The sequence below is a fragment of the Sphingosinicella rhizophila genome (assembly GCF_032378825.1).
GTDB classification, from domain to species: domain Bacteria; phylum Pseudomonadota; class Alphaproteobacteria; order Sphingomonadales; family Sphingomonadaceae; genus Allosphingosinicella; species Allosphingosinicella rhizophila.
Window position 1 is genome coordinate 580,987 of sequence record NZ_JAVUPU010000002.1, and the last position, 21,725, is coordinate 602,711.

At 61.5% G+C, this 21,725-nt stretch carries 15 protein-coding genes, 1 tRNA gene and 1 pseudogene; 11 read left to right on the top strand and 6 right to left on the bottom strand.

From position 1 onward, the window contains the following. Positions 1-35: 35 nt before the first annotated feature. On the bottom strand, positions 36-1,337 hold the full coding sequence (locus RQX22_RS05895) for an alanine racemase (protein WP_315724521.1): 1,302 nt from the start codon (positions 1,335-1,337) through the stop codon (positions 36-38). 329 nt (positions 1,338-1,666) lie between these two features. Between RQX22_RS05895 and RQX22_RS05900 the strand changes: the two genes are divergently transcribed. After that, complete coding sequence (locus RQX22_RS05900; RefSeq protein WP_315724523.1) at positions 1,667-2,437, top strand: helix-turn-helix domain-containing protein; 771 nt, start codon at positions 1,667-1,669, stop codon at positions 2,435-2,437. Here RQX22_RS05900 and RQX22_RS05905 read toward each other — a convergent pair. Beyond that, positions 2,409-3,859: pseudogene (locus tag RQX22_RS05905) on the bottom strand (cytochrome P450). The gene RQX22_RS05900 and the pseudogene RQX22_RS05905 sit on opposite strands and share 29 nt — an antisense overlap. Before the next feature lie 51 nt (positions 3,860-3,910). After that, the gene (locus RQX22_RS05910; RefSeq protein WP_315724527.1) at positions 3,911-4,402 is read right to left on the bottom strand and encodes an Lrp/AsnC family transcriptional regulator; all 492 of its coding nucleotides are present in this window, start codon (positions 4,400-4,402) and stop codon (positions 3,911-3,913) included. A 228-nt stretch (positions 4,403-4,630) separates the two neighbouring features. Between RQX22_RS05910 and RQX22_RS05915 the strand changes: the two genes are divergently transcribed. The 7 genes from RQX22_RS05915 (at position 4,631) to RQX22_RS05945 (ending at position 15,877) form a co-directional block, all read left to right on the top strand. After that, positions 4,631-6,376: a DUF885 domain-containing protein gene (locus RQX22_RS05915; protein WP_315724529.1), complete on the top strand. Its 1,746-nt coding sequence runs from the start codon at positions 4,631-4,633 to the stop codon at positions 6,374-6,376. A gap of 67 nt (positions 6,377-6,443) precedes the next feature. Then, entirely contained in the window at positions 6,444-7,937 is a 1,494-nt protein-coding gene (locus RQX22_RS05920; protein WP_315724531.1) for a M81 family metallopeptidase, read from the top strand. 114 nt (positions 7,938-8,051) lie between these two features. After that, on the top strand, positions 8,052-8,636 hold the full coding sequence (locus RQX22_RS05925; protein ID WP_315724533.1) for an RraA family protein: 585 nt from the start codon (positions 8,052-8,054) through the stop codon (positions 8,634-8,636). Positions 8,637-9,180: 544 nt separating this feature from the next. Beyond that, positions 9,181-12,003 (top strand): TonB-dependent receptor domain-containing protein, encoded by a 2,823-nt coding sequence (locus RQX22_RS05930; protein WP_315724536.1) that lies wholly within the window; start codon positions 9,181-9,183, stop codon positions 12,001-12,003. A gap of 22 nt (positions 12,004-12,025) precedes the next feature. Next, the gene (locus tag RQX22_RS05935) at positions 12,026-13,006 is read left to right on the top strand and encodes an alpha/beta hydrolase (protein ID WP_315724538.1); all 981 of its coding nucleotides are present in this window, start codon (positions 12,026-12,028) and stop codon (positions 13,004-13,006) included. 27 nt (positions 13,007-13,033) lie between these two features. After that, on the top strand, positions 13,034-14,983 hold the full coding sequence (locus RQX22_RS05940; protein ID WP_315724539.1) for a serine hydrolase domain-containing protein: 1,950 nt from the start codon (positions 13,034-13,036) through the stop codon (positions 14,981-14,983). Between the two features lie 306 nt (positions 14,984-15,289). Next, positions 15,290-15,877, top strand: coding sequence for a DUF3995 domain-containing protein (locus RQX22_RS05945; protein WP_315724540.1), 588 nt, complete (start codon positions 15,290-15,292; stop codon positions 15,875-15,877). A gap of 268 nt (positions 15,878-16,145) precedes the next feature. Here RQX22_RS05945 and trpS read toward each other — a convergent pair whose 3' ends face one another. Then, positions 16,146-17,177, bottom strand: a complete 1,032-nt coding sequence (trpS, locus tag RQX22_RS05950; protein ID WP_315724542.1) for a tryptophan--tRNA ligase — start codon at positions 17,175-17,177, stop codon at positions 16,146-16,148. 247 nt (positions 17,178-17,424) lie between these two features. Here trpS and RQX22_RS05955 point away from each other — a divergent pair, with 247 nt between their 5' ends. Further along, on the top strand, positions 17,425-18,846 hold the full coding sequence (locus RQX22_RS05955; RefSeq protein WP_315724544.1) for an amidase: 1,422 nt from the start codon (positions 17,425-17,427) through the stop codon (positions 18,844-18,846). Between the two features lie 76 nt (positions 18,847-18,922). Here the strand turns inward: RQX22_RS05955 and RQX22_RS05960 are convergent. Together RQX22_RS05960 and folK are read right to left on the bottom strand one after the other, a co-directional pair. Next, positions 18,923-18,998: transfer RNA gene (locus RQX22_RS05960), tRNA-Lys, on the bottom strand. A gap of 302 nt (positions 18,999-19,300) precedes the next feature. Then, entirely contained in the window at positions 19,301-19,792 is a 492-nt protein-coding gene (gene folK, locus RQX22_RS05965) for a 2-amino-4-hydroxy-6-hydroxymethyldihydropteridine diphosphokinase (protein WP_315724546.1), read from the bottom strand. Between the two features lie 23 nt (positions 19,793-19,815). On the opposite strand from folK, the gene RQX22_RS05970 reads away from it, so the two are divergent. Both RQX22_RS05970 and RQX22_RS05975 read left to right on the top strand, forming a co-directional pair. Beyond that, complete coding sequence (locus RQX22_RS05970; protein ID WP_315724548.1) at positions 19,816-20,511, top strand: uracil-DNA glycosylase; 696 nt, start codon at positions 19,816-19,818, stop codon at positions 20,509-20,511. Between the two features lie 54 nt (positions 20,512-20,565). Next, the gene (locus RQX22_RS05975; protein ID WP_315724550.1) at positions 20,566-21,717 is read left to right on the top strand and encodes an amidohydrolase; all 1,152 of its coding nucleotides are present in this window, start codon (positions 20,566-20,568) and stop codon (positions 21,715-21,717) included. Positions 21,718-21,725: the final 8 nt, after the last annotated feature.

The window sequence follows — 21,725 nt, forward strand, 5'->3', positions numbered from 1 at the left end:
TTTCCTTGGCGATTGATCGGAGCGGAGCCGCACGTTCAGAAATATGTCCGAATGACATCGATGACCCGATGGTCCCCGTCCACGACCAGGAGGGACCGCCATTTGTCGAAGGTGGTGCAAGGGTGGGAAACGCCGAAGGCCACCAAGTCCCCGATGGCGAAATCCTCGCAAGGGCCTTCCACATAGGCATGCTGATCATTGAGTCCCGTCACGACATGGCCGGGGGGAGGGGGCTGCACAATCTGATCTCCGCGCTTCAACCGGCCGACGAGCATGGGAGGGCCGCAATCCTCGCCAATGTCCCGCTTGCCCAGCGCGCAGATCATCCGGCCGGGCTCGGGCTTGGACTGGACGCGCGCCCAGACCTGCAGAGCGGACTTGAGACCTCCTTCGAGCTCGGGACAGGGGCCGATACGCCGCCGGAGCTTTTCGAACAGCATTTTGTACATGCCGTCGTCATGGACCAGATAGCATCCCGACCGGATCACCACCCTCACGGTCCGGCCGACATCGTGATTTGCCAGGATCTCCGTCGCCAGATCGAACAGTCCCGAGCCGCCGCCGGTGAGCAATATCTCGCCCGGCGCAAAGAGAGTGTCCTGGACGCAGCGGCCGGCGAGGGCGACGACCATGTCCAGCATCCGCCGTGCCCGCTGATCGCCGTCGGGCGCGGTCTGGAACAGGCCCTCGAACGTTTCGACGCCGCGCAAGGCAAGTTCGGGCAGTCCGGCCACCGCCGCTGCAACCTCCATTCCCTGGTCAACGGAACGGACACCGGCTCGGCCGCCCTTCGCGCCGACTTCGAGAAGCAGGTTCAGCGGCCGCTTCAAGCCCTGCTGGCGCAGGCAGGCCGCGATGTTCCTCGCGGCCTCCGCCGAGTCCACCAGGCAGTAGAAGTCGAAATCCGCATCGTCGAGCAGCTCGCGCGCAATCCAGCGCGTCTCGCCGTCACCGATCAGCTGATTGGCAAGGATGATGCGGCGGATGCCCCATCGGCGATAGGCCCTGACGTGATGCACCGTTGCCGCGGTCAGCCCCCATGCGCCGTCCCGCAACTGCATGTTCATGAGGTCGGGGCTCATCGTCGTCTTGCCATGGGGCGCGAAGTCCGCGCCGAAGCGCCGCAGGAAATTCATCATCCAGCGGCTGTTCGCCTCCAATATCGGCTGCTGCAATACCGCCGTAGGGAACAGGAAGTCGTCGGTAAAGAGATGGAGGTTGAGGTCTCGAATGGCCGCGCGGGACAATCCCTCCGCAACAGGCGGAATGCCTTTGTGGGTCCAATCCAGCGGGTTTTGATCGAAGGGGTCGCGGAGCACCAAGCTCTCTTTCGTCATATTCGTGATTTCCTCGGTCTGTCGGACGATTCGCCATTTGGCCGGCACACGTCCCTACAGGTCGTCGCTTTGTCGTCAATCAAAATTATCTGAAACAGAAAATATCACGCTCGATAAGCGCAGATAGTAGGATAATCGATAATTCGCAATCCTGTTCCTCGGCTCTTTGACGAATGTTGGGAGGAGCTGCTTGGGGAGGTTCCTGCTTTTTCGCCCATTGAAGCGACGATCCTCGCAGGAGGAGCGCAAAACTTTCATTTGCTGAAAGCTTCAAGCCTGAGATAATCGCCAGAAGGCAAGGGCAGGATTTTCGTGTTGGGTATGGACCTATGACATCTGGAAACGGCGACCGGGCGAGGCCCGCCGCACAACCGGGACTGATTCTTCGGCAGCTGCGGATTGCGAGAGGCCTCACCCAGACCGACCTGAGCAATCGAACCGGTCTTCCCGTGTCGACCGTGTCAAAGGTCGAGCTCGGCAAGATGGCGCTCACTTATGACAAGCTGGCTCGCATCAGTGAGGGGCTCAGCGTCGACATCGCCCAGATCTTCGGAGCTGCCGAAGAGGCGCCGCGCGACGAAGTGTCGAGCCACGGCATCCGAAGTGTGACGCGTTCAAGCGGAGGTGGAAATATAGACACTGCCACTTATAACCATGTCTATCACGCAACGGATCTGAGGCATAAGCAATTTATTCCCCTAATCGCTGAAATAAAGGCGCGTACCTTGGATGAATTCGGAGACCTCATCCGTCACAAGGGGGAAGAATATTCCTATGTACTGGAAGGAACCGTGGAGTTTCATTCCGATTTATACATGCCCGTCATCTTGGAGGTGGGAGATTCAGTCTATTTCGACAGCGGGATGGGACACGCCTATCTGAAGGTTGGTGACGCGCCCTGTCGGGTCCTGTCGATCTGTGCCGGGGGCGATATGGACGCGGTGGCCTATGAAGCGCGTGCTACTGCTTCGCCGGAAATCGTGCGCCGGGCTTCGGATCCCGCTGTCGAGAAAAATGCCCGTCTCGCACGGGCCGGCAACCCGCCCCCCGGCAAGGCGTCCGCACAAGCGATTACCAGGGGGAAGAGCCGGAAGGGCTGATCGCTCTTTCGATCTGCTGATGCGACGCGGGAGCTTGCCTGCTCTCTTGATCCTGGCCATATCCTGGCCGAAACGCGAGGCGTAAGGCTTCTGGCCGGTGAAACTCACAGCCCCTGGGGATGCTGGCATCGGCATCGGACAATCGAACCTCGTCGAGACTGGTCAGCAGCGCTTCCAGCGCGATCCTGGCCTGCATCTTTGCCAGGCGGAATCCGATGCAGAAATGCGGTCCCGCGGCAAAGCCCAGATGGGCATTGAGGTTCGGCCTGTGAATATCGAAAATCTCCGGATCGGCGAAGATCGCCGGATCCCGGTTGGCGGCCCCAGCAGGCAGGCGATCGTGTCTCCTTCACGAAAGCGAATGCCTGCGAAGTCGATGTCCCGCACCACGTGGCGGGTTGCCGTCTGGACGGGGCTGCGCCAGCGCATCGTCTCGTCGATCACCTTCGGGAGCAGTGAAAGATCCGCCTTCACGAGGGCATGAAGCTCCGGATGTGTCAGTAGGGCCCACCAGCTGTTGAGGATGAGCGCTTCCACGGTCGAAATGCCTCCGAAGAAGATGATCGACAGGTTCCTGATCACTTCCTCCCCGGTCAGGCGGCGTGCGTCACCATTTACCAGAGGTTCGAGAAACCGGCTGTCGGCATCTCCGTCCCTGACCCGGTTCAAGAAGGCTTGAACATAGGCATGGAATTGCCCGACATGGTCCCGTGCCCGATCACGCACATCATCCTGCCAGGTAAAGTTCTGAAGTGCACGTTCGAAACTGTCATACCAGAGCCGCATCGACGGCTCGTCCTCCAGCGGCATGTCGAATGCCGCCAGAATCGTCTGTACCGGCAGTCGGCTTGCAAAGGCTTCGCGCAGCTCCACCGAATCTCGCGATTGGAACGCGTCGATCAATTGATTGGCGGCTGTCCTTATTCTCGGTTCGAGATGCTGCGACATGTGCTGGGCCGAAAATATGAACTGCATGGCGGTTCGATAGCGGGTGTGAACCTCTCCTTCCGACGTGAGCATCTGGGCTCCGAAGGTATCGAATATCGTGGAATGTTCGAAAGCGGTCGTGAAATTCTGCCGATCGAGGAGGATGGCACGGACATCGGCGTGGCGCGCGATATACCACATTTCCAAAGGCTCGAACCATGTGATCGGCTCGCCTTGGTGCATCTCCTCGAAGAATGGATATGGATCGTCCGCCAGAATCTGCAGGGATATGCCGGCCCCCAAGGGAAACTGAATTTTGTGACTGGCGATCGTCGATTCCATGACCCGCTGACCCTCCCTGATTTTGCAGCGAGATTTAAGGGGGAAGAGTAGAGACGATCTCGCTTCATTTCGCCCGGAATCCAATCGTTCGGGAGAGAATCGACTTCGCCCGCGGCCCTTTTGCGGGTGTTTATGGCGGCAGGTCCATATCATCCCGGGCGGACGCCAAGGATGTTCATGTCTCCGGTGGGCGCTGTGCTTCGGTTAGAGGGGCAGGTTGTCGCCATCCACGAACTGCTTCAGGATCAGCGCCGAGTGGAGGTGGGCGACGGAGGGGAGCTTTGCCACTTTGACGAGGATGACCTGTTCGAGGTCCGGGATCGAAGCGGCAGCGACATGGAGGAGGGCGTCATAGCTTCCGGCCACGGAATAGGCTTTCAGCACATTGGGGATTTTCTTAACCTCGCTGACGAAATCGACGATCTGCGTATCCGCATGCTTTTCCAGCGAAACCTGAATCATCGCCTCGATCTCGAAACCCACGGCGGAGGGATTCACACGGCAGCTATAGCCCTGGATGACATCATTCTTCTCCATGTCGCGAATGCGCCTCCAGCAAGGCGTCGCCGACAGTCCCACCTTGCTGGACAATTCCGCCACCGTGATGCGGCCATTCTTCTGGAGTTCCCGCAGGATCCGCCGATCCGCGGCATCCAATCCGCTGTCGCTCGGCTTCTTGCTTATTCTCGCGCTCATGAGATCCCTGATCCAAGACTCGTATCCTCGAAAGCCTAGCACCCAGGAGGAAGAAGTGTCATCGCACTTTTCTGATGTGGTGAATTTATGCAAAACAGAAAGCCGAGCCCATCGAATCTTTCCCGCACGCTCCGGATCGGGAGCTTATTAGGCAGAATCGTGTCGTCCGCCGCCGCTAGATTCAAAGAGGGCTCCGACGGGGGCGGAAATGACGGAAAGGTGGCGAGGATGCGGTTTTGGTGTCGGAAGAAAGGCGTATCCCATTCGGTGGCCCTGAGCGCGGCGGTCGCCTGCATGCTTTCGTCGCTTACGGCGGCCCATGCCTCACCGCCTTCACCGGTCCCGTCCGTGAGCAGGCTGGACACGCTTGCCAATGATGTCGAGGTGGCGCGATCACGAAAGCCGGCAGCGGATGAACTTCCCGACAACAGTCCTGAGGCCCTGCGTGTCAGGCAGGCTGCGGAAGACCAATCCTATCGCCGGCTTCTGTCGATCGGCACGCCCGGCAGCGATGCCGACCGCATCACCCACGACATGCTGAAGGAAACGCTCGAAGCGGAGCGGGGGCTGAGGATTTGCCGTCGCGAATATTGGAACATGAACCATATTTCCGGATGGCATATCGCCTTGCCGGCCCTGGCGGCGCAGCAGGATGTCACGACGTCCGAGGCAAGGAAAATGGCGCTGCGCCGATGGGCCGGGCTTCCCGGATATATCGACAGGGAAATCGCCAATTTGCGGCTTGGCCTGGGCAAGGGATATTCGGTTCCCGTGCCGATCGTGACCCGCGTCATTGGCCAGCTGGACAATAGTCTCGCCTTGCCGGTCGAGCGGAATCCCTATTTCTCCCCTGCGGCGCGCAGCGCCGACGATGCGTTCAAGCGACAATTTCACGATCTGGTGGCGAAGCGCATCAACCCGGCATTGGCGCGCTACCGGGACTATCTGGAAGCCGCCTATCTTCCACGGGCCCGCGACACGATCGCCGTGTCCGCGCTGCCGGATGGCAGGGCCTGCTACAGCGCCCTGCTGCGCCGCGAGACGACATTGCTGAAAACGCCTCGGCAGGTCTTCGATGAAGGCCAGGAACTGATCCGGTCCAACCGGACCCAGATCGAAAGTCTCGGTCGCCAACTGTTCGGCGAGAGCGACTTTCTGACGATTACCGGCAAGGCCGAGGCTTCGCCCGAGAACAAATTCCAGTCCGCCAAAGACTCCCTTTCATTCATAGAGGCCTTTGTCGCCAGAGCGAGGAAGAGGTCGGAGCCGCTGTTCCTGGCCTTGCCGGAGGTGGAATTGGCCGTCCAGCCCTTCCCCGACTATCAAAGGGGATCCGGCATGAATCCCTATTACAAGCCAGCCGAGCGCGCCGGAGGCATGGCTCATTATATGGTGAACCCCGAAAGCTGGAAGAGCGACACCAGGGGTTTCACGGAGGTGGTGGCAGTGCATGAAGGCTGGCCGGGGCATCATGTGCAAGTGTCGGTGGCGAGATCCTTACCTTATTCCAACAGGTTCCGGCAGAATGCGGTCTATGGAGCGTTCGCCGAGGGATGGGCGCGCTATATCGAACGGCTCGCCGACGAGCAGGGCATTTATGAATCGCCTTATGCACGTATCGCGTGGCGGATAAAGCCGGGTATCGGGATGGTCGTCGATCCCGGAATTCACTGGCTCGATTGGTCTCGTGCCGACGCCGCCGCCTTTCTGAAAGCGACCGGGCTGTTTCCGAGCGAGCAGGGCATCCAGGATTTCATCGACCGGATCACGGTCATGCCCGGTCAGCTCACCGCTTATGATGCCGGCGGCAACGAATTCGTGGCCCTGCGCGACGAAGCTCGGCGGCGGCTCGGGTCACGGTTCGACCTCGCCCGCTTTCATGAGCAGATCCTTTCCGTGGGCTTCGTTCCGCTCAGCACGTTGCATCGGCATATTGTGGCCTGGATCGATGAGACGGCGCGCGATGCCCGATAAAATGCTTCCCTATAGGAACTTGGCCCCCTTCGCGCCTTCGCTCATGGGCCGCCGGCCGGACTGAGCGATGCGCATCTTTACCGCGACTCTGGTGACGGAGACCAACACCTTCTCTCCGTTCGCGACAGACCAAGCATCGTTCGACGCGTGTGGGATTTCCTGGCGGCGGGAGGATTATTCGGAAAAGACCTTCTTCACCGAAAATGTGCTGCACGTAAAAGAGCGCGCGGAGGCCGATGGCCATGAGGTCGTGCTCGGCCTGTCCGCTTATGCGGATCCCGGCGGGCCGACGCTCGACTCTGTCTACGAACATCTTCGCGACGACATGCTGCGGCAGATCGAGACGGAGGGGCCGTTCGACGCGATCAACCTTACGCTCCACGGCGCGATGGTGGCGTCCGGTTATGACGATTGCGAGGGCGACTTGTTGGGCCGGATACGCGGAATCGTCGGCGCCGAAGTCTTTCTCGGCGCCATGCTGGATCCGCATTGTCACCTTACCCGCGACATGGTGCGGGCGGCGGACGCGCTCATTTCGATGAGGGAATATCCTCATACGGACGGCGCCGACCGCTTGGACGAGCTGCACCGGCTGAGTGTTGCGACAATTGTCGGCGAGGTTCGTCCAGCGGCCGTGCTCGTGGATTGCCGCATGGTCGGGGTCTGGCCGACGACGAAGGCGCCGTTTCGCGCGCTCGTCGATCGGATGCAGCAACACGAACGGGATTCGGAGATTCTGTCGGTGAGCTTCGCACATGGCTTCCCATGGGGGGATGTCGCGGAATCAGGCGCCCGCATATTGGTCATCGGGGACGGTCGGATCGACATTGCCGAGCGTGTGGCGCTCGAAATCGCAGACGACGTCCGCTCGCTGCGGGAGGAGGCGCGTTTCGATTCCATGAGTATCGAAGATGCGCTGGATCGGGTCGGCCAGGACCAGGGCCTGCTCGTCCTCGCCGACATTGCCGACAATCCGGGCGGAGGCGCGCCGGGCGATTCCACCTTCATCCTGCGCGCCCTGCTCGATCGGGGCCTTTCCCGCGTCGCTTTGGGAATGTTCCATGATCCCGACGCGGTGGCGTGCTGCCGGGCTGCCGGCACGCGCGGGACGGTCGAATTCGCGCTAGGCGGAAAACATGGCGCAGTTTCGGGCAATCCCGTCATGATGCGCGGACGGGTGATGGGCTTCGACGAAAATCACCTGCAATCCGGCCCGGGTGGAGCGCCGATCCCGCTGGGACCCTCCGCCTGGGTTCGGGTGGACGGGAACGACATCATCGTCACGACATCGCGGCATCAGGTCATCCATCCGGACGCCTTCATGCGCCTAGGCGTCGATTTGGCGGCATTGGACGCAGTCGTCGTGAAGTCCACGACCCATTTCAGATCGGGCTTCCAGCCGATTGCTCGCACAGTCCTCGACGTGGCCACGCCGGGAGCCCTGTCTCCCGAATTCGCGAATATCGATTATCGGAAGAAATTGACCGCTTATTGGCCGAGATGCGAGACTGCCGGTGGGCCTGATGTCATTTTACGCAAGTCTTTCGGCAGCCGGTCATGAAAAGCCGTCCGCCAGCTGGAGCCTTCAACATGAACAGCGATCTGCACGCCTGCTGCTCAACCTGACGACGCCGCATCTTGCGGACGCACGCGCCCGCTGGCAGATTGAGGTTCGGTGCGATCCGCCGAAAATCCAGGCATTGGTCCGTTTCGTCCACTGCGGCTCGGTTCGTCCCGTGCGTCGCGGCGGAAGCGTCGTGCCCTTTCTCGATGCGATCGGGCATCCGCGAAGGCCGAGGTGCTCGTCATCGACAATGGCGGCCGTACGGACGAAGCCTGTGTCGGCGATCTGGTCGCGCTCGAGGCGGATCTTGTCCATCTGTCCGGCATGGTGATTTGGGGATTGCTCCGGGATACGCAGGAGCGTCTGCGGATCGGCATGCCGACCTTTTCGATGGGATCGTTTCCGAGTGGCCTGCGCCGGGTCGACCGCCGATCCGTCGACGATCTCGCCGGCGCCCAGATCGGGGAGTGGCGGGTCGATGGCGGTGACATCGCCGCTGCCGACGGCGACGGGATCCTCTTCCTTCCCGTCGAGCAGGGGGACACGATCGCCTGCGCTGCCGACGATATCAAGCGGATGGAGCAGGGGTGTGCCGAGGCGATGTGCGCCGGCACGTCCTTGGCCAGCAGCTGCATCTGGACGCCTATCGGACGCACCTCGATAGTGATCCCGACCTGGATTTCCGCGACTTCCTGAGAAATGTTGCGAGCGGCAAAGCATCGCGAGACTGTTGAACGCGGCGAGCGGATCTTCACGCCCGGAGCACGTCATCCCTCGAAAATTGCCGCTTCCCGTCGGAGCCGACCTGCCCGGCCCGTGGTGGCACGGTCCGTCCTTCCGCGCCCGTTTTCCAACGGCGTTGGAGAGCGATCGAAAGCGATCGTCCCTCCTTATTGACGCAGCAATGCATCGCTCGGGAACATTTTCTTTCTTTTGCACTTCGATCCGCCGCTCTTGGGCAAGAAATCACCTCGAAACTGCTTCTTCGAAGATGAATCTCGCTCTCCTCAGCGCCATGTCGAATTAATCCAAATATATCAAATATATAACGGAAGATTGCCGACTCGCTCGTTTCTGGTCACATAAGCTGTCTAAGAAAATAGATCGCATGATCAGAAAACTACGTAGCGGGGGTGATGTAACGATGTCCAAAAATGCTATTCAGGCCGGAGCCGACAGGAAGTTCATTTCGCAAAGGCGGGGCAGCTTGTTTTCGAGTACGACCGCGATTGCGATCTCGATGGCAATTCCGACGATCTTCTGCTCGAACGCGGCCTGGGCCCAGCGCGCAAGCGAGGCCGAGCCGGCTGCGCAGGAAGCCGACATCGTCGTAACGGCCTCCCGCATCCAGGGCCAGGAGGTCACGACGACACCGGTCCTGTCGCTGACGGCCGAGGATTTCAAAGCGAGCGGCGCCACCGATGTCGGAAGCTTCCTCAACGAAATACCGTCCTTCCTGGCCGGGAACACGCCTTCGGCGAACGATACGTCCGGCGGGGCGGGATCTTCCTTCCTGAACCTGCGCGGCCTGGGCCCGAAACGCACCTTGGTGCTGGTCAACGGCCGGCGGCATGTCCCGACGACGGCCGGCGGTTCCCTGGACATCAGTGTATTGCCGGCGGTAGCGCTCGATCGGATCGAGGTGGTCACAGGCGGCGCGTCGGCTGCCTGGGGTTCCGACGCGGTCGCCGGCGTCGTCAACGTCATCTACGATATGAATCTCAAGGGCATACGCGCCGAAGCCCAATACGGCCTCTCCCAGGAAGGAGATGCGCGCGACACGCATTTCGCTTTCGCGGCGGGTGACGATTTCGCGGACGGGCGCGGCCATTTCCTGATCGCGGCCGAATATCAAAAGAATAGCGGCATCGCCGATCAGAAGGATCGCGACTGGGGCGCCAAGCGCTGGGGCGTCATTCGCAACCCCGCCGACACCGGCTCCAATGACGGGATTCCCGCGCGCCTCATCCGGCAGAATGCGAATATCGGCATCGCTACCGAAGGTGGATTGATTCTCGGGCCGGGCCCGATTGCGGGACTGGAATTCACGCCGGGAGGCGGGGTGGTGCCGTTCCAGCCCGGCTCCATCATCAGCCCGCCTTACATGATCGGCGGATCGGGCGCCAATTTCGGCCAATATGCCACTTTGCTTCAGCCCTATAATCGGCACAATATCTTCGCGGCGGTGAACTATGAAGTCACGGAAGGGGTAACCGCGTTTTTCGAAGGCGGCTACGCGGCCACCGACGGCGATTTCGACGTGGTTCAGTCCTTTGCTTTGGGCAATCTGATCATCACGGCGGACAATCCGTTCCTGCCCGCCGCAGTGGCGACCCAGATGGCTGCGGCCAATCTCCCCTTCTTCGCCATGGGTCGCCTCAACACGGACATGGGCTTCATCAGGTCCGACAGGTCGCAGCGAATGCACCGCGCGCTCGTCGGGCTCAGGGGAGAATTGGGCGGCAATTGGTCGTGGGAGACTTATTTCCAATATGGCAAGGCGCGGACGACGGAACGCCTGACCAACAATTTCATGCCGGCCAGGTTCGCGATGGCAACGGACGCGGTTCGCGATCTTTCGGGCAATATCGTTTGCCGGGCTACCCTCAATCCCGCCACGGCCGCCGCTGCCGCAGGATGCGTCCCGCTCAACCCATTCGGCTTTGGTTCGCCCAGCGCCGAAGCGATCGATTATGTGTCGGGGACGGGTATTTACGATCAATCGCAGACGCAGACGGTCTTCGCCGGCGAGATACGGGGAGACATCGCCTCCCTTTGGGCCGGTCCGATCTCGGTGGCGGCCGGCTTCGAATATCGCAAGGAGAAGTTCAGGGGTGTTGGCGACGAGATGACCGCCAGCGGAGCCTTCCTGCTCGGCAATGGCCAGGATCTGGAAGGCGGCTTCGAGGCGAAGGAGCTTTTCGGCGAAGTGCTGCTGCCGCTGCTGGCCGACATGCCCTTCATCAAGAAGCTCGATCTCAATGCGGCCGCGCGGCTGACCGACTATGATACGGTCGGCAGCGTCACCACCTGGAAGATCGGCCTGCTCTGGGATACCGGGCAGTCGGTGCTGCTGCGCGGCTCCATCTCCCGGGACATAAGGGCGCCGAATATTGGAGAGCTTTTCTCTCCCCAGGGGGCCTCCTTCTTTACCCCCAACGATCCCTGTGATGCCGAAAGCCAGGCCGCCAATCCCGCTTATGCCTCATCGTGCCGGGCGGCGGGAATCCCGGCGGATTTCCAGGCCAATAACGGGCTCATCAAGCTGTTGACCGGCGGCAATCCCAATCTTCGGGAAGAAAGGGCAACAACCAAGACGGCTGGCATCGTGTTCCGCCCCGACTTCCTGCCGCGGCTGAACGCCTCAATCGACTGGTATGACATCAAGGTGGCCGATGCCATCCAGATCGGAACGCCCGCCGCGGCGATCCTGGAACGCTGCTATGGCGGGGAGTTCCCCAACAATTTCTGCGAAGGCATCGAACGCTCATCTGCGGGCCAACTCGTGAGCATCGCCAGCACCGGCCTCAACATCTCCGAATATCGGGTGAAGGGCATCGATACGCAGCTCAACTATTCCGCTCCGGTAGGTTCCGCCTTCGGCGCTCCGGCCACAATCAGGCTAAGCGTGATCGGAAGCCATATCATCGAGCAAAGCGACACGAGCCGTTTCGAAAGGATCGACCGGGCCGGAGAGTTGCGCCGCGACAATAGCGGACTGCCCAAATGGCGCGTGAATGCCACGGGAACCTTTTCGACCCGCAATTTCAACGTGACGACCCAGGTTCGCTACATCGGCGGCGGAAAATATGACAATACTTACGGGCCGGAGGATATCGAGGATAATAGTGTTCCCGCCCAATGGTATCAGGACATTTCCGCCAGCGTTCCCTTGAAATTCAAGAGCGCCGAGCTGGAGCTGTTCGTCGGTATCAACAATCTCTGGAACAACGACCCGCCGGTCGTACCTTATGAATTCGCGATATCCGCGCTCGCGACCAATCCGGGACTCTACGACACGATCGGCCGCTATTTCTATGGCGGCATCAGGGTCCGGATGTGATCGACTTTGAAAGGCGATTGAAATGAAAATGGGTAGCCCGATGCGAAAATACCTCATCTCCTCATGGATGGCGTGCACCGGCATGGCTTTGCTGGCGGCAGGCGCACCGGCCGCCGCGCAGCCGGCCACCGGGGCGGCCGATGCCACCGCGGCCAATCCGGTGGTCCTGCCCCAGACGCAGGAAATCGCGATGCGGTCGAAGGCGGGGCTCGATTATCGGATCTTCGTCTATGTTCCGGCCACGCCGCCGCCGCCGTCCGGCTTTCCGATCATATATGTCGTCGACGGCAATGCCTGGTTTACGCCCATGGCTCATATGATGCGTCTGATGGCCAACAAGCTGAGCGGGATATCTCCCGCGATCGTCGTCGGCATCGGCTATCCCAGCGATGTACCCTTCAACCAGCTGCGGCGCTTCTACGATTTCATCCCCGACATGCCGCTCTTGGAGAAGGTGCCCCCCGGTTACACGCCGCCGAAAATTGGCGGTGGTGATCAGTTTCTTCGCTTCATCCGCGAGGAGCTGGAGCCGGATATCGAGCGACGGTTTTCGGTCGACAAGGCAAAGCGGACCTTGTTCGGCCATTCGCTCGGATGCTCGTTCGCATTCCACGTCCTCTTCTCGGACAGCGGCGCCTTCCAGAATTATGTCTGCGCCAGCCCGAGCCTGCACTTCAACGGCGACTATATCCTCAAGGAAAGCGAGCGCTTCATAAAGGCGGCCGCGTCTAAACCGGTCGCCGCGACGCTCCTTTATGCAGTGGCCGAATATGACGAGAAGCTCCCGCCCTCCATCCCACCTGAACTCGCCGAGCGCATGGCAGCGGAACTCAAGCGGGCGAGTGTCGTCACCAGCGGCCGGGCGCTGAACGTGCGCCTGCAGAAGGTTCCGGGGCTGAAGACGACCTTCCTCGAAATCATGGGCGAAAATCACCTGTCCGAGGTGCCGGTGCTGATCAATCGCATGCTGCCCTTGGTGCTGGCGCCCGATGGCAAGCCATAAGGCTGCGGCTTCGGGATATTCTACAAAATGAGAAGGATCCTTCGAGCGGTTCGGTCGCCCGCTGCCGCCTTGCTGCGCCTCCTGTGCGTCCTCTGGCTCGGCTGTCAATCCGGCTGGGCCGTGGCGGCGCCGGCGCTGGTCCACCGTACGATCCACGGCGCTTCGCCGGTGGCGATGGCCGATCGTCCGCTCGACGCCGGGCAGATGGAGATATTCTTCGACGGCGTGATGGCCAGCCAGTTCGCGCAGCACAAGCTCGCCGGCGCGGCGATCCTGGTGGTGAGAGGCGACGAGGTCCTCTTCGAGAAGGGCTATGGCTATGCAGATCTGAAGGCGCGGGTTCCGGTCGATCCCACCCGCACGCGTTTCACGATGGGCTCCATAGCTAAGCTGATCGTCTGGACGGCCGTCATGCAATTGGCCGAGAAAAAGAAGCTGGACCTGGATGCGGACGTCAATCGCTACCTGACCAAGTTCAAGATCAAGGACGATTATCGCCGTCCGCTCACGCTCCGCGCTCTTCTCACCCATAGCGCCGGCTTCGAGGATATGGGCACGCCGTTCGCGCCCGACATAGCCGGCCGCTATCCGACTCTCGGCGATTTTCTCGCGGCGCATCTTCCAGGCCGGGTCATGCCGCCGGTGATCAACTACGCTCATGCGAGCCGGCCTTATTCCAACTGGGGTCCCCTGCTGGCCGCGCACATCGTCGAGAATGTCACCGGCCGGCGGTTCGACCTTTATGCGGCCCAACATGTCTTCCAGCCGCTCGGCATGACCCGGTCGCTCTTTCAGATCGCCCCCGGCAAGGGCGGCGGCAACCGAGCTTTGGGCTATTCGTTCCGCAACGGGGAAATGGCCGGCCTGCTCGAGAATATGACGACCAGCGGTCCGGCCGGAGCGCTCATCGCCACGCCCGACGACATCGCCCGTTTCATGATGGCCCATCTGGGGGACGGCGCTTATGGGGGGCGGCGGATCCTTGCCACGTCGACAGCCGCGCTGATGCACCGGCAAAGCGCCCAGGCCAGCCCCTATCTCAACGGGATGAGCCTGGGTTTTATCGAATCCTATCTCAACGGACGGCGGGCACTGCGCCATGACGGCTCGACCGAATTCAACCATAGTGAGCTCATGCTTCTGCCGGAAAGCCGGGTGGGTGTTTTCGTCACTCTGAACAGCCATGATGGCGGCTATGCGCGCAAGGAAATCATCAAGAGCTTCCTCAACCATTATTTTCCGGCGATGATTCCCGCCGTGGAACCGCCCGTCAATTTCCAGGACAGGGCTAAGGAATATGCCGGTGCCTATCGGAGCCTCCGCCGCTCATTCACCACCTATGAGAAATTGTTCGGTTCCTTCCCGATCCACGTCACGGCGCTGCCCAATGCCAGGCTGCTGGTCGCGAACGCACAATGGACGGAGGTTGCGTCGGATACGTTCCGCAACGATGCCGGCGAATTGCTCGGCTTCAATCGCGACGCGTCAGGAAAGGTCGCCTCCCTGAACCTCGTTCAATCGATCGTTCCGGCGGAAAGGATTGCCTGGTATGAAAACCCCTCGGCCCATCTCGTCGCGATCGGCTTGTGCCTTCTCTCGGCATTCGCTGCGATTGTCTTGGGCCTGAAGCGACGCCGATGGCGAAACGAGCAGAATTGGTGGTTGAGCTTGGCCGGCTGGCTGATCGCGAGCATGGGCGCGCTCAACATCTTTGCCTTCGTCTGCCTCGCGCTGACTTTCTCCGGCGGCATCTGGGCCGTCATGAGCGGAGGAATCCCCTTGAGCCTTTATATTGGCCTTTCATCTGCATTGCTTTCCGTCCTGGCGACGGTCGCGTGCCTGATCGTCGCGGCCGGGATATTCAGGAGCAAGACGACACAAGCCACGCGCCGCCTCTATCTTGTCCATACCGCCTTCTCGGTTCTGTTCCTTTTCATTCTATCATATTGGAATTTAATTGGTTTTCGCTTTGGCTGACGTGCGGCGAGGATGTGGCGGATCTTCCCGGCCTGGTGGGCCGGTTCGGCGTCGTGAACATCAAGTTCGAAAATGCGGAGGCCTGACACGGGCTCTTGAAATGGCGAGGGAAGCACGACGCCTCGGCTTCGGATTGATGGTCGGGTACATGGCAGGAACGGCTGGCCGCCGCTCCGCAATATCTGCTGGCCCAGATTTGCGACTTGGCCGATCTGGATGGGCCATTGATCTTGGCTGGTCGGTCTTCCTCGACCTTCCATTATCAGGACGGTCTGGTTTCGTGCAGCGATCCGGTCTGGACGGGCAATGATGACGCAGGCGCTGCGCGAGCCATCTGACCCTGGTTCCACGGAGAGGAGGACCAGGCGGCTCAAGCTGACCGGCTACGCGCTGGCTATATGGTCATTCGCCTACGCGCTGCCCCATCTTTACTGGGCGCTGGGCGGGAGAATGGGAATGATCGCCATCCACCCAGCTGCGCCGGACTTGCCGCAATGGCGACAGATCAACTGGGTCGCCACCATAGGCTTTTCCGCCCTGTCGCTGCTGGGTCTGGCATTTCGGCCTCTTGCGAATGGCCGGATCGGTCGTCCGATCATATTGCTCATAGCATTGATCGGATGTTCGCTCGCGGTATCGCATGCCTTTTACGGCATCGGCAGTCGCACATTGACCGTGATCCGCGCTTTTGCTCGATCGCAAGACGTGCCTGTCTTCGTCCTGGTCGATCTGCTCATCTTCGAGCCCTGGTTTCTGATCCAGGGTATGTTGCTCGGCCTGTGCGGCTGGTTCAGCCTCGCCAGCACGAAGGGCCGGCGCCGCTGGCTCGCGGCATGTGCCGGTGCAACGTTGGTGGCGTTGGCCGCCGCTCTGCTGAATCTGCGGATCTATTAGCGACAGTCCGGATGCGCTCACTCATGCGCATAGGTCAAAGTTCGGGTCAGCTCCCGAACGAATGGCGCTGGCACCCTTCACCAGGGAGATGCATGCTCGCAGAAAATAGGATCACCGGTGAAAGCCGGCTGCGAGGGGACATGGCTAGTGCGAGCAGTCAATGAGTTCGGGCAGACGGTACGTGCCAATGCGGCGATGGTGCCCGTGCCGCGCGCTTGATCCCGGCCAGGCGTGTCGCGATGTTGGTTCGGGCCAAACGGCCACCGGATCAACCGAAGCGCGATCTCCGCGACATTCCGATGATGTCGTAGACATCGTCCAGGATCGGATCGGCGATAGATCTCGCTTTGTCCGCGCCGGCGGCCAATATCCGGTCGAGATGCGCCTTGTCCGACAGCAGGCGCTGGAATTCCTGTGAAATCGGCGAAAGCTCGGCGACGAGACGATCGGCCAAAGCGCGCTGAAACCGCTCCGTGGCGCTACCGCCGAATTCCTCGACGACCTTGCCGACATCCTCTTGGGCAAGCGCTGCGTAGATTCTGACCAGATTCTCCGCTTTCGGGGATGTCGCCAAATCCTCCTGGGATCCTGAAATCTCGCCAAGGCCATCACAGGCGCGGGCGATCTTTTCGGAAATGAGGGACGGGTCATCCAGCAGGTTGATGCGGCTATTATCGTCCTGGTCGGATTTGCTCATCTTGGTCTGGCCGCTGACGAGCGACATGACCCGGGCGGCATCCTTGGGGATGACGGCTTCGGGCAGAGGAAAGAATTCGGTCGCATAGATCGTATTGAACCGCATCGCGATATCGCGTGCCAGCTCGATATGCTGGCGTTGATCCTCACCGACGGGAACATGGGTGGTCTTGTAGGTCAGGACATCCGCTGCCTGCAGAACGGGATAGGCGAAGAGGCCGACGCTGGCTTCCGCCTGGTCCTTGCCCGCCTTCTGCTTGAACTGGGTCATCCTGTTGAGCCAGCCCATGCTGGCGATGGAATTGAGGATCCACCACAATTCGGCATGGGCCGAAACCTGGCTCTGCCGGAACAGAATCACTTTGTCCGGATCGAGGCCGCAGGCGATCAGCGCAGCGGCGATCTCCCTTATGTGGCTGCGAAGCTCTTCAGGCACCTGGGGAATTGTGATGGCATGCAGGTCCACGACGCAGAATATGCAATTGCCTTCGTCTTGCATGGCGACCCAGTTGCGGATCGCGCCCAGATAATTGCCGAGATGGATCGTCCCGGTCGGCTGGATTCCGGAGAAGGTGAGCTCTTCGTGCCGGCTCGGGTCGCGCATGCGGATGAACCTCTTTGGGGATGCGGACGGGTTGGGCGCGAGGCCGCGCAAGATGACGCGCCGGCTCTATTGGCCGCCTCGAGGCTTGTCTAGGCTGTGGAATGGCGGCGGCGGCACGACCCCTTGCTCGTCGCTCGGGCGATGCGCCGAATTTTCAGTCGGGCTTCGACGCTGCACGCCGCTGGCCCCCCGTCGGCCACGGCAAGGGAGGACGACATACTCTATTCCTACGGACCTCCCGGTCTATATGACCGGGTACGCGGCCGCGCTCGCCGGCGGCCAAACCGGGGACGGCCAGCCTGCGATGATGGAAACGATCTTTGAACAATCGCGCGCCTTGGGTTCGGGAAGAATCTCGTCCGTCGAGCTGGCTCGGCGGAGCCTCGCCAGAGCCGAGGCCGCGGAAGCACTCAATGTCATTATTTCCCTTGATTCAGACCCTGCTCTGGACGCGGCCCGGGCGGCCGACGATCGCGCTGCGCATGGGGAGCGGCGCGGATGGCTGGATGGGATTCCGCTGGCCCACAAGGATATGTTCGACCGCGACGGTCGCCGGGCCAGCTTCGGATCGCGTCTCGGTCAGCAGGAGCCGGCGACTGCCACGGCCACTGTGCTTCGACGTCTGGACCAGGCAGGATCGCTTTGTGTCGCCCGTCTCAACATGGTGGAATATGCCCTGGGCGTGACAGGCCATAATGCGACCTTTGGCCATTGCCGGAATCTACGCGATCCGGCCAGGATTACCGGCGGATCCTCGAGCGGTTCGGCGGCGGCAGTTGCGGCCGGCATCGTCGCGGGTTCACTGGGTTCCGATACGGGCGGTTCGATCCGCATTCCCGCTTCCTGTTGCGGCCTGGTCGGCCTCAAGCCCAGTTATGGCCGCGTCAGCCGGCATGGCGCCATGCCCTTGTCCGTGTCGCTCGATTGCATCAGCCCGATCGCCCGCACCGTCGATGATTGCGCCCTGCTCTTGGCGGCCATCGCCGGACCCGACCCGGCGGATCCGAGCGCCGTTTCGGCCGCCGTGTCGCCAGCCGATGCCCCGATCGATGCCGAACGCCGGCCTAAATTGCTCTATCCGGGTTTCACGATCGCGAAAGAAGCCGACGAAGACGTCGCATCCAGCATCGATGCCCTCGTCCAGTCCGCGGCAGCCTCTGGCGCGACCATCGTCGAAACCCACCTGCCGGACCTCACCGGGTTTCACCACCTTGCCGAGACGATCCAGCGCGCGGAATCCGCGGCATTCCATGCGCCGCGCCTGGCGGACCATCGGGCAACCTATACTCCCCATGTGCTGCGTCGCATCGAAGCAGGCTTTGAGATCAGGGCAGTGGATTATCTGGCCGCGCTCGGGGGCCGGGCGGACCATCGATCCGCATTCGTCGATCGGGTCTTCGGCGATGCAGATGCCTTGATCGTCCCGACCCTCAACATGGCGGTTCCGACCATCGCCGAGACCGACGAGGAGGCAATTGGCGCGCTCCCTGAACTGGTCAATCGGATGACGCGATGGACGCGCTGGATAAGCTATCTCGGCCTCCCCGCTTTGTCCCTGCCATGCGGGACCGACCGTAACGGCATGCCGATCGGCGTGCAGATCGTCGGGCGCTATCTCGCCGAAGACAGATTGCTGCGGATCGCCCGGGGCCTGGAGCAGCTTTGCTGATCGCCGGACGCAAGAAAGTTTCCTGTGTCTCGGAAACTCACCGCGACCTACGCGTCCAGGCTGGACAGAAAATCAATGGTGAGCCCTGCTGGATTCGAACCAGCGACCTACTGATTAAAAGTCAGTTGCTCTACCGACTGAGCTAAGGGCCCTTGATGGCCGCCTGACTAGGAGGGGCGAGGGCTGGGGTCAACTGCTGGAGGCCGGCAGCAATCCACGACGTCGTAAGTGCGTCCGTTTCTCACCAAGGCATCTCACGAAACTTGACGGGACAGCCAAATCTCGGCGCGAACAATGCCGGCGAGCGACGTGAACTTGGTGATGATGATAGGAGGGCAGCAGGACCATGGGAGTGAGGGCCGCGATCCTGAACCGACATGAGCTGGGGCTGAGGTGATTGCGTTCGTGACCGTCGGGACGGATCGGCATGAGATCTCGCTCGACCTGCTTTAGTCTAGCCGGAGCTGGCATCGCGACGGATCGGCTTGGCCGCGCGCAGCCGCCACCGAAGCTGCCGCATGCTGAGGCCGAGGATAGGGTCGCGCCAGTCCGGCGCCAGTTCGGCGAGCGGATCCAGGACGAAGCGCCGGTCGCGCATGTGCGGATGCGGAATCAGGAGGTCTCCTTCTTTCCAACAGCCTTCCGACCAGAGCAGGATATCGAGGTCGAGGACGCGGGCCCCCCAGGAACGGCCGCGCCGTCGGCCGAACGCGCGCTCGATCCCTTTCAGCTTGGAGAGAAGCTCGGGCGGGGACAGGTCTGTCGTGACGATCGCTGCCGCATTGGCGAAGCTTCGTCCTGCCGGCCCCAGCGCCGGCGTCGCCCGAACGGCGGACAGACGCTCGGCGCCGATCGCATCCGCTGCGGCTCTCAGCGTCGCTTCGGGCGAGCCATGCCGGCTGCGGCGGTTGGAGCCGAGGGCGACGGCATAGCTTGTCTTGGCCATGTTGCGCCGATTAGACGATGCGCATGAATGCCGCCATCCCGTTCGCGATCAGCCCGGTGCCCCAGGTCGAAGCCCCGCGCGACTGTCCGCTTTGCCCTCGCCTGGTTGCCTTTCGGGAGGCGCTGCGAGACGAATTCCCAGCTTGGTGGAATGCCCCCGTACCGAATTTCGGTGACCCCGACGCGTGGCTCGCAATCTGCGGGCTGGCGCCGGGTAAGCAGGGGGCCAATCGGACCGGACGGCCCTTCACGGGCGATTTCGCCGGCATCCTGCTCTACCGGACCTTGCTCAAATACGGGCTCGCCGAAGGCGATTACATGGAACGACCTGACGACGGCCTGCGGCTGGTTGGCGCGGCGATCGTCAATTCGGTCAAATGCGTGCCGCCGCAGAACAAGCCCTTGCCGCAGGAGATCGCCAATTGCCGGACCTATTTCCGGCATTCGCTGGCGGCGCTTGCCAATGTGCAGGTGCTCGTGGCTTTGGGCAAGATCGCGCACGACGCCGCGGTGACGGCTGCGGGCGGCCGGCTTTCCGCTTATAAGTTCGGGCATCTTGCCGAACATCGCCTGCCGGACGGCCGGACGCTGATCGATAGCTACCATTGCTCGCGTTACAATCAGAACACCAACCGGCTGACGGCGGCGATGTTCGAGCAGGTGTTTGAAAGGGCGCTCGCTCTCAAGCCGGAGACAGGGAGCGGCCAGACCTGTCCTTGACCGGTTTGGACAAGGAAGACCATGAAAGGGATCGGTCGCGCGTGACGGGGGTAAATGGCGATGGTTGAAGCGGAGTTGATGGAAGAGGTCGCGGCATGGCGCCGTGCCATCCACGCCGATCCCGAATTCGGTTTTGAGGTACAAGACACCGCAGCCTTCGTCGCCGGCAAGCTGCGCAGCTTCGGCGTGGACGTGACGGAAGGCGTCGGGGGAACGGGCGTGGTCGGCGTGCTGCGAAAGGGCAATGGGCCGCTTCGCATCGGACTTCGAGCCGACATGGATGCGCTCCAGATCACCGAGCAGAACGTTTTTGACCATGTCTCGCGTCGGCCCGGTTACATGCATGCCTGCGGCCATGACGGCCATACCGCCATGCTGCTCGGCGCCGCCCGGATATTGGCGCGCGAGGTCGATTTCGACGGGATCGTCACCTTCGTCTTCCAACCGGCCGAAGAGCATGGCCGCGGCGCGGGCGCGATGATCGACGACGGATTGTTCGAACGGTTCGACATCGACGAAATCTATGCGGTTCACAATTATCCCGAATGGCCGCTCGGCACCTTGGCGACCCGCGCGGGCCCGGCCAAGGCAAGCGAGGACAATTTCGAGATCAGGCTGGTGGGCAAGGGCGGCCATGCCGCGCGTCCCCATATGCTCAACGAAGCGCTTGTCGCCGGCTGCCAGCTGGTCGTGGCCCTGCAGACCATCGTCTCGCGTCGTGCGGATCCGCTGGAGCATGCCGTTTTGTCGGTGACGGAATTCGTGACCGATGGCATCCGCAATGTGCTGCCCGGAAATGTAACGATCAGGGGCGATGTCCGCAGCTTCACGCCCAAGACTCAGGAACTGGTCGAAGGACAGATCCGCCAGATATCCGCGGGCATTGCCGCGACCTTCGGCCTGACCGAAAGCGTCGATTACAGCCACGAATTTGCGGCGACGACGAACAGCCCCGCGGAAACCGAGCGCGCCTACGCGGCCGCGCGCGCCGTCCGGGGCATGACGCTGGTCGCGGATTGCCCGCCCGTCATGGCAAGCGACGATTTCGGCCTGATGCTGCAGCACCGGCCGGGCAATTATGCGTTCCTCGGCAACGGGACTGACAGCTATCCCCTCCACAACCCGCTCTACGACTTCAACGATCGGGCCATACCGTTCGGAGTCGGCTATTTCGTGGAGCTTGTGCGCCAGTTCTCGGCCGGCTGATGTCGTGG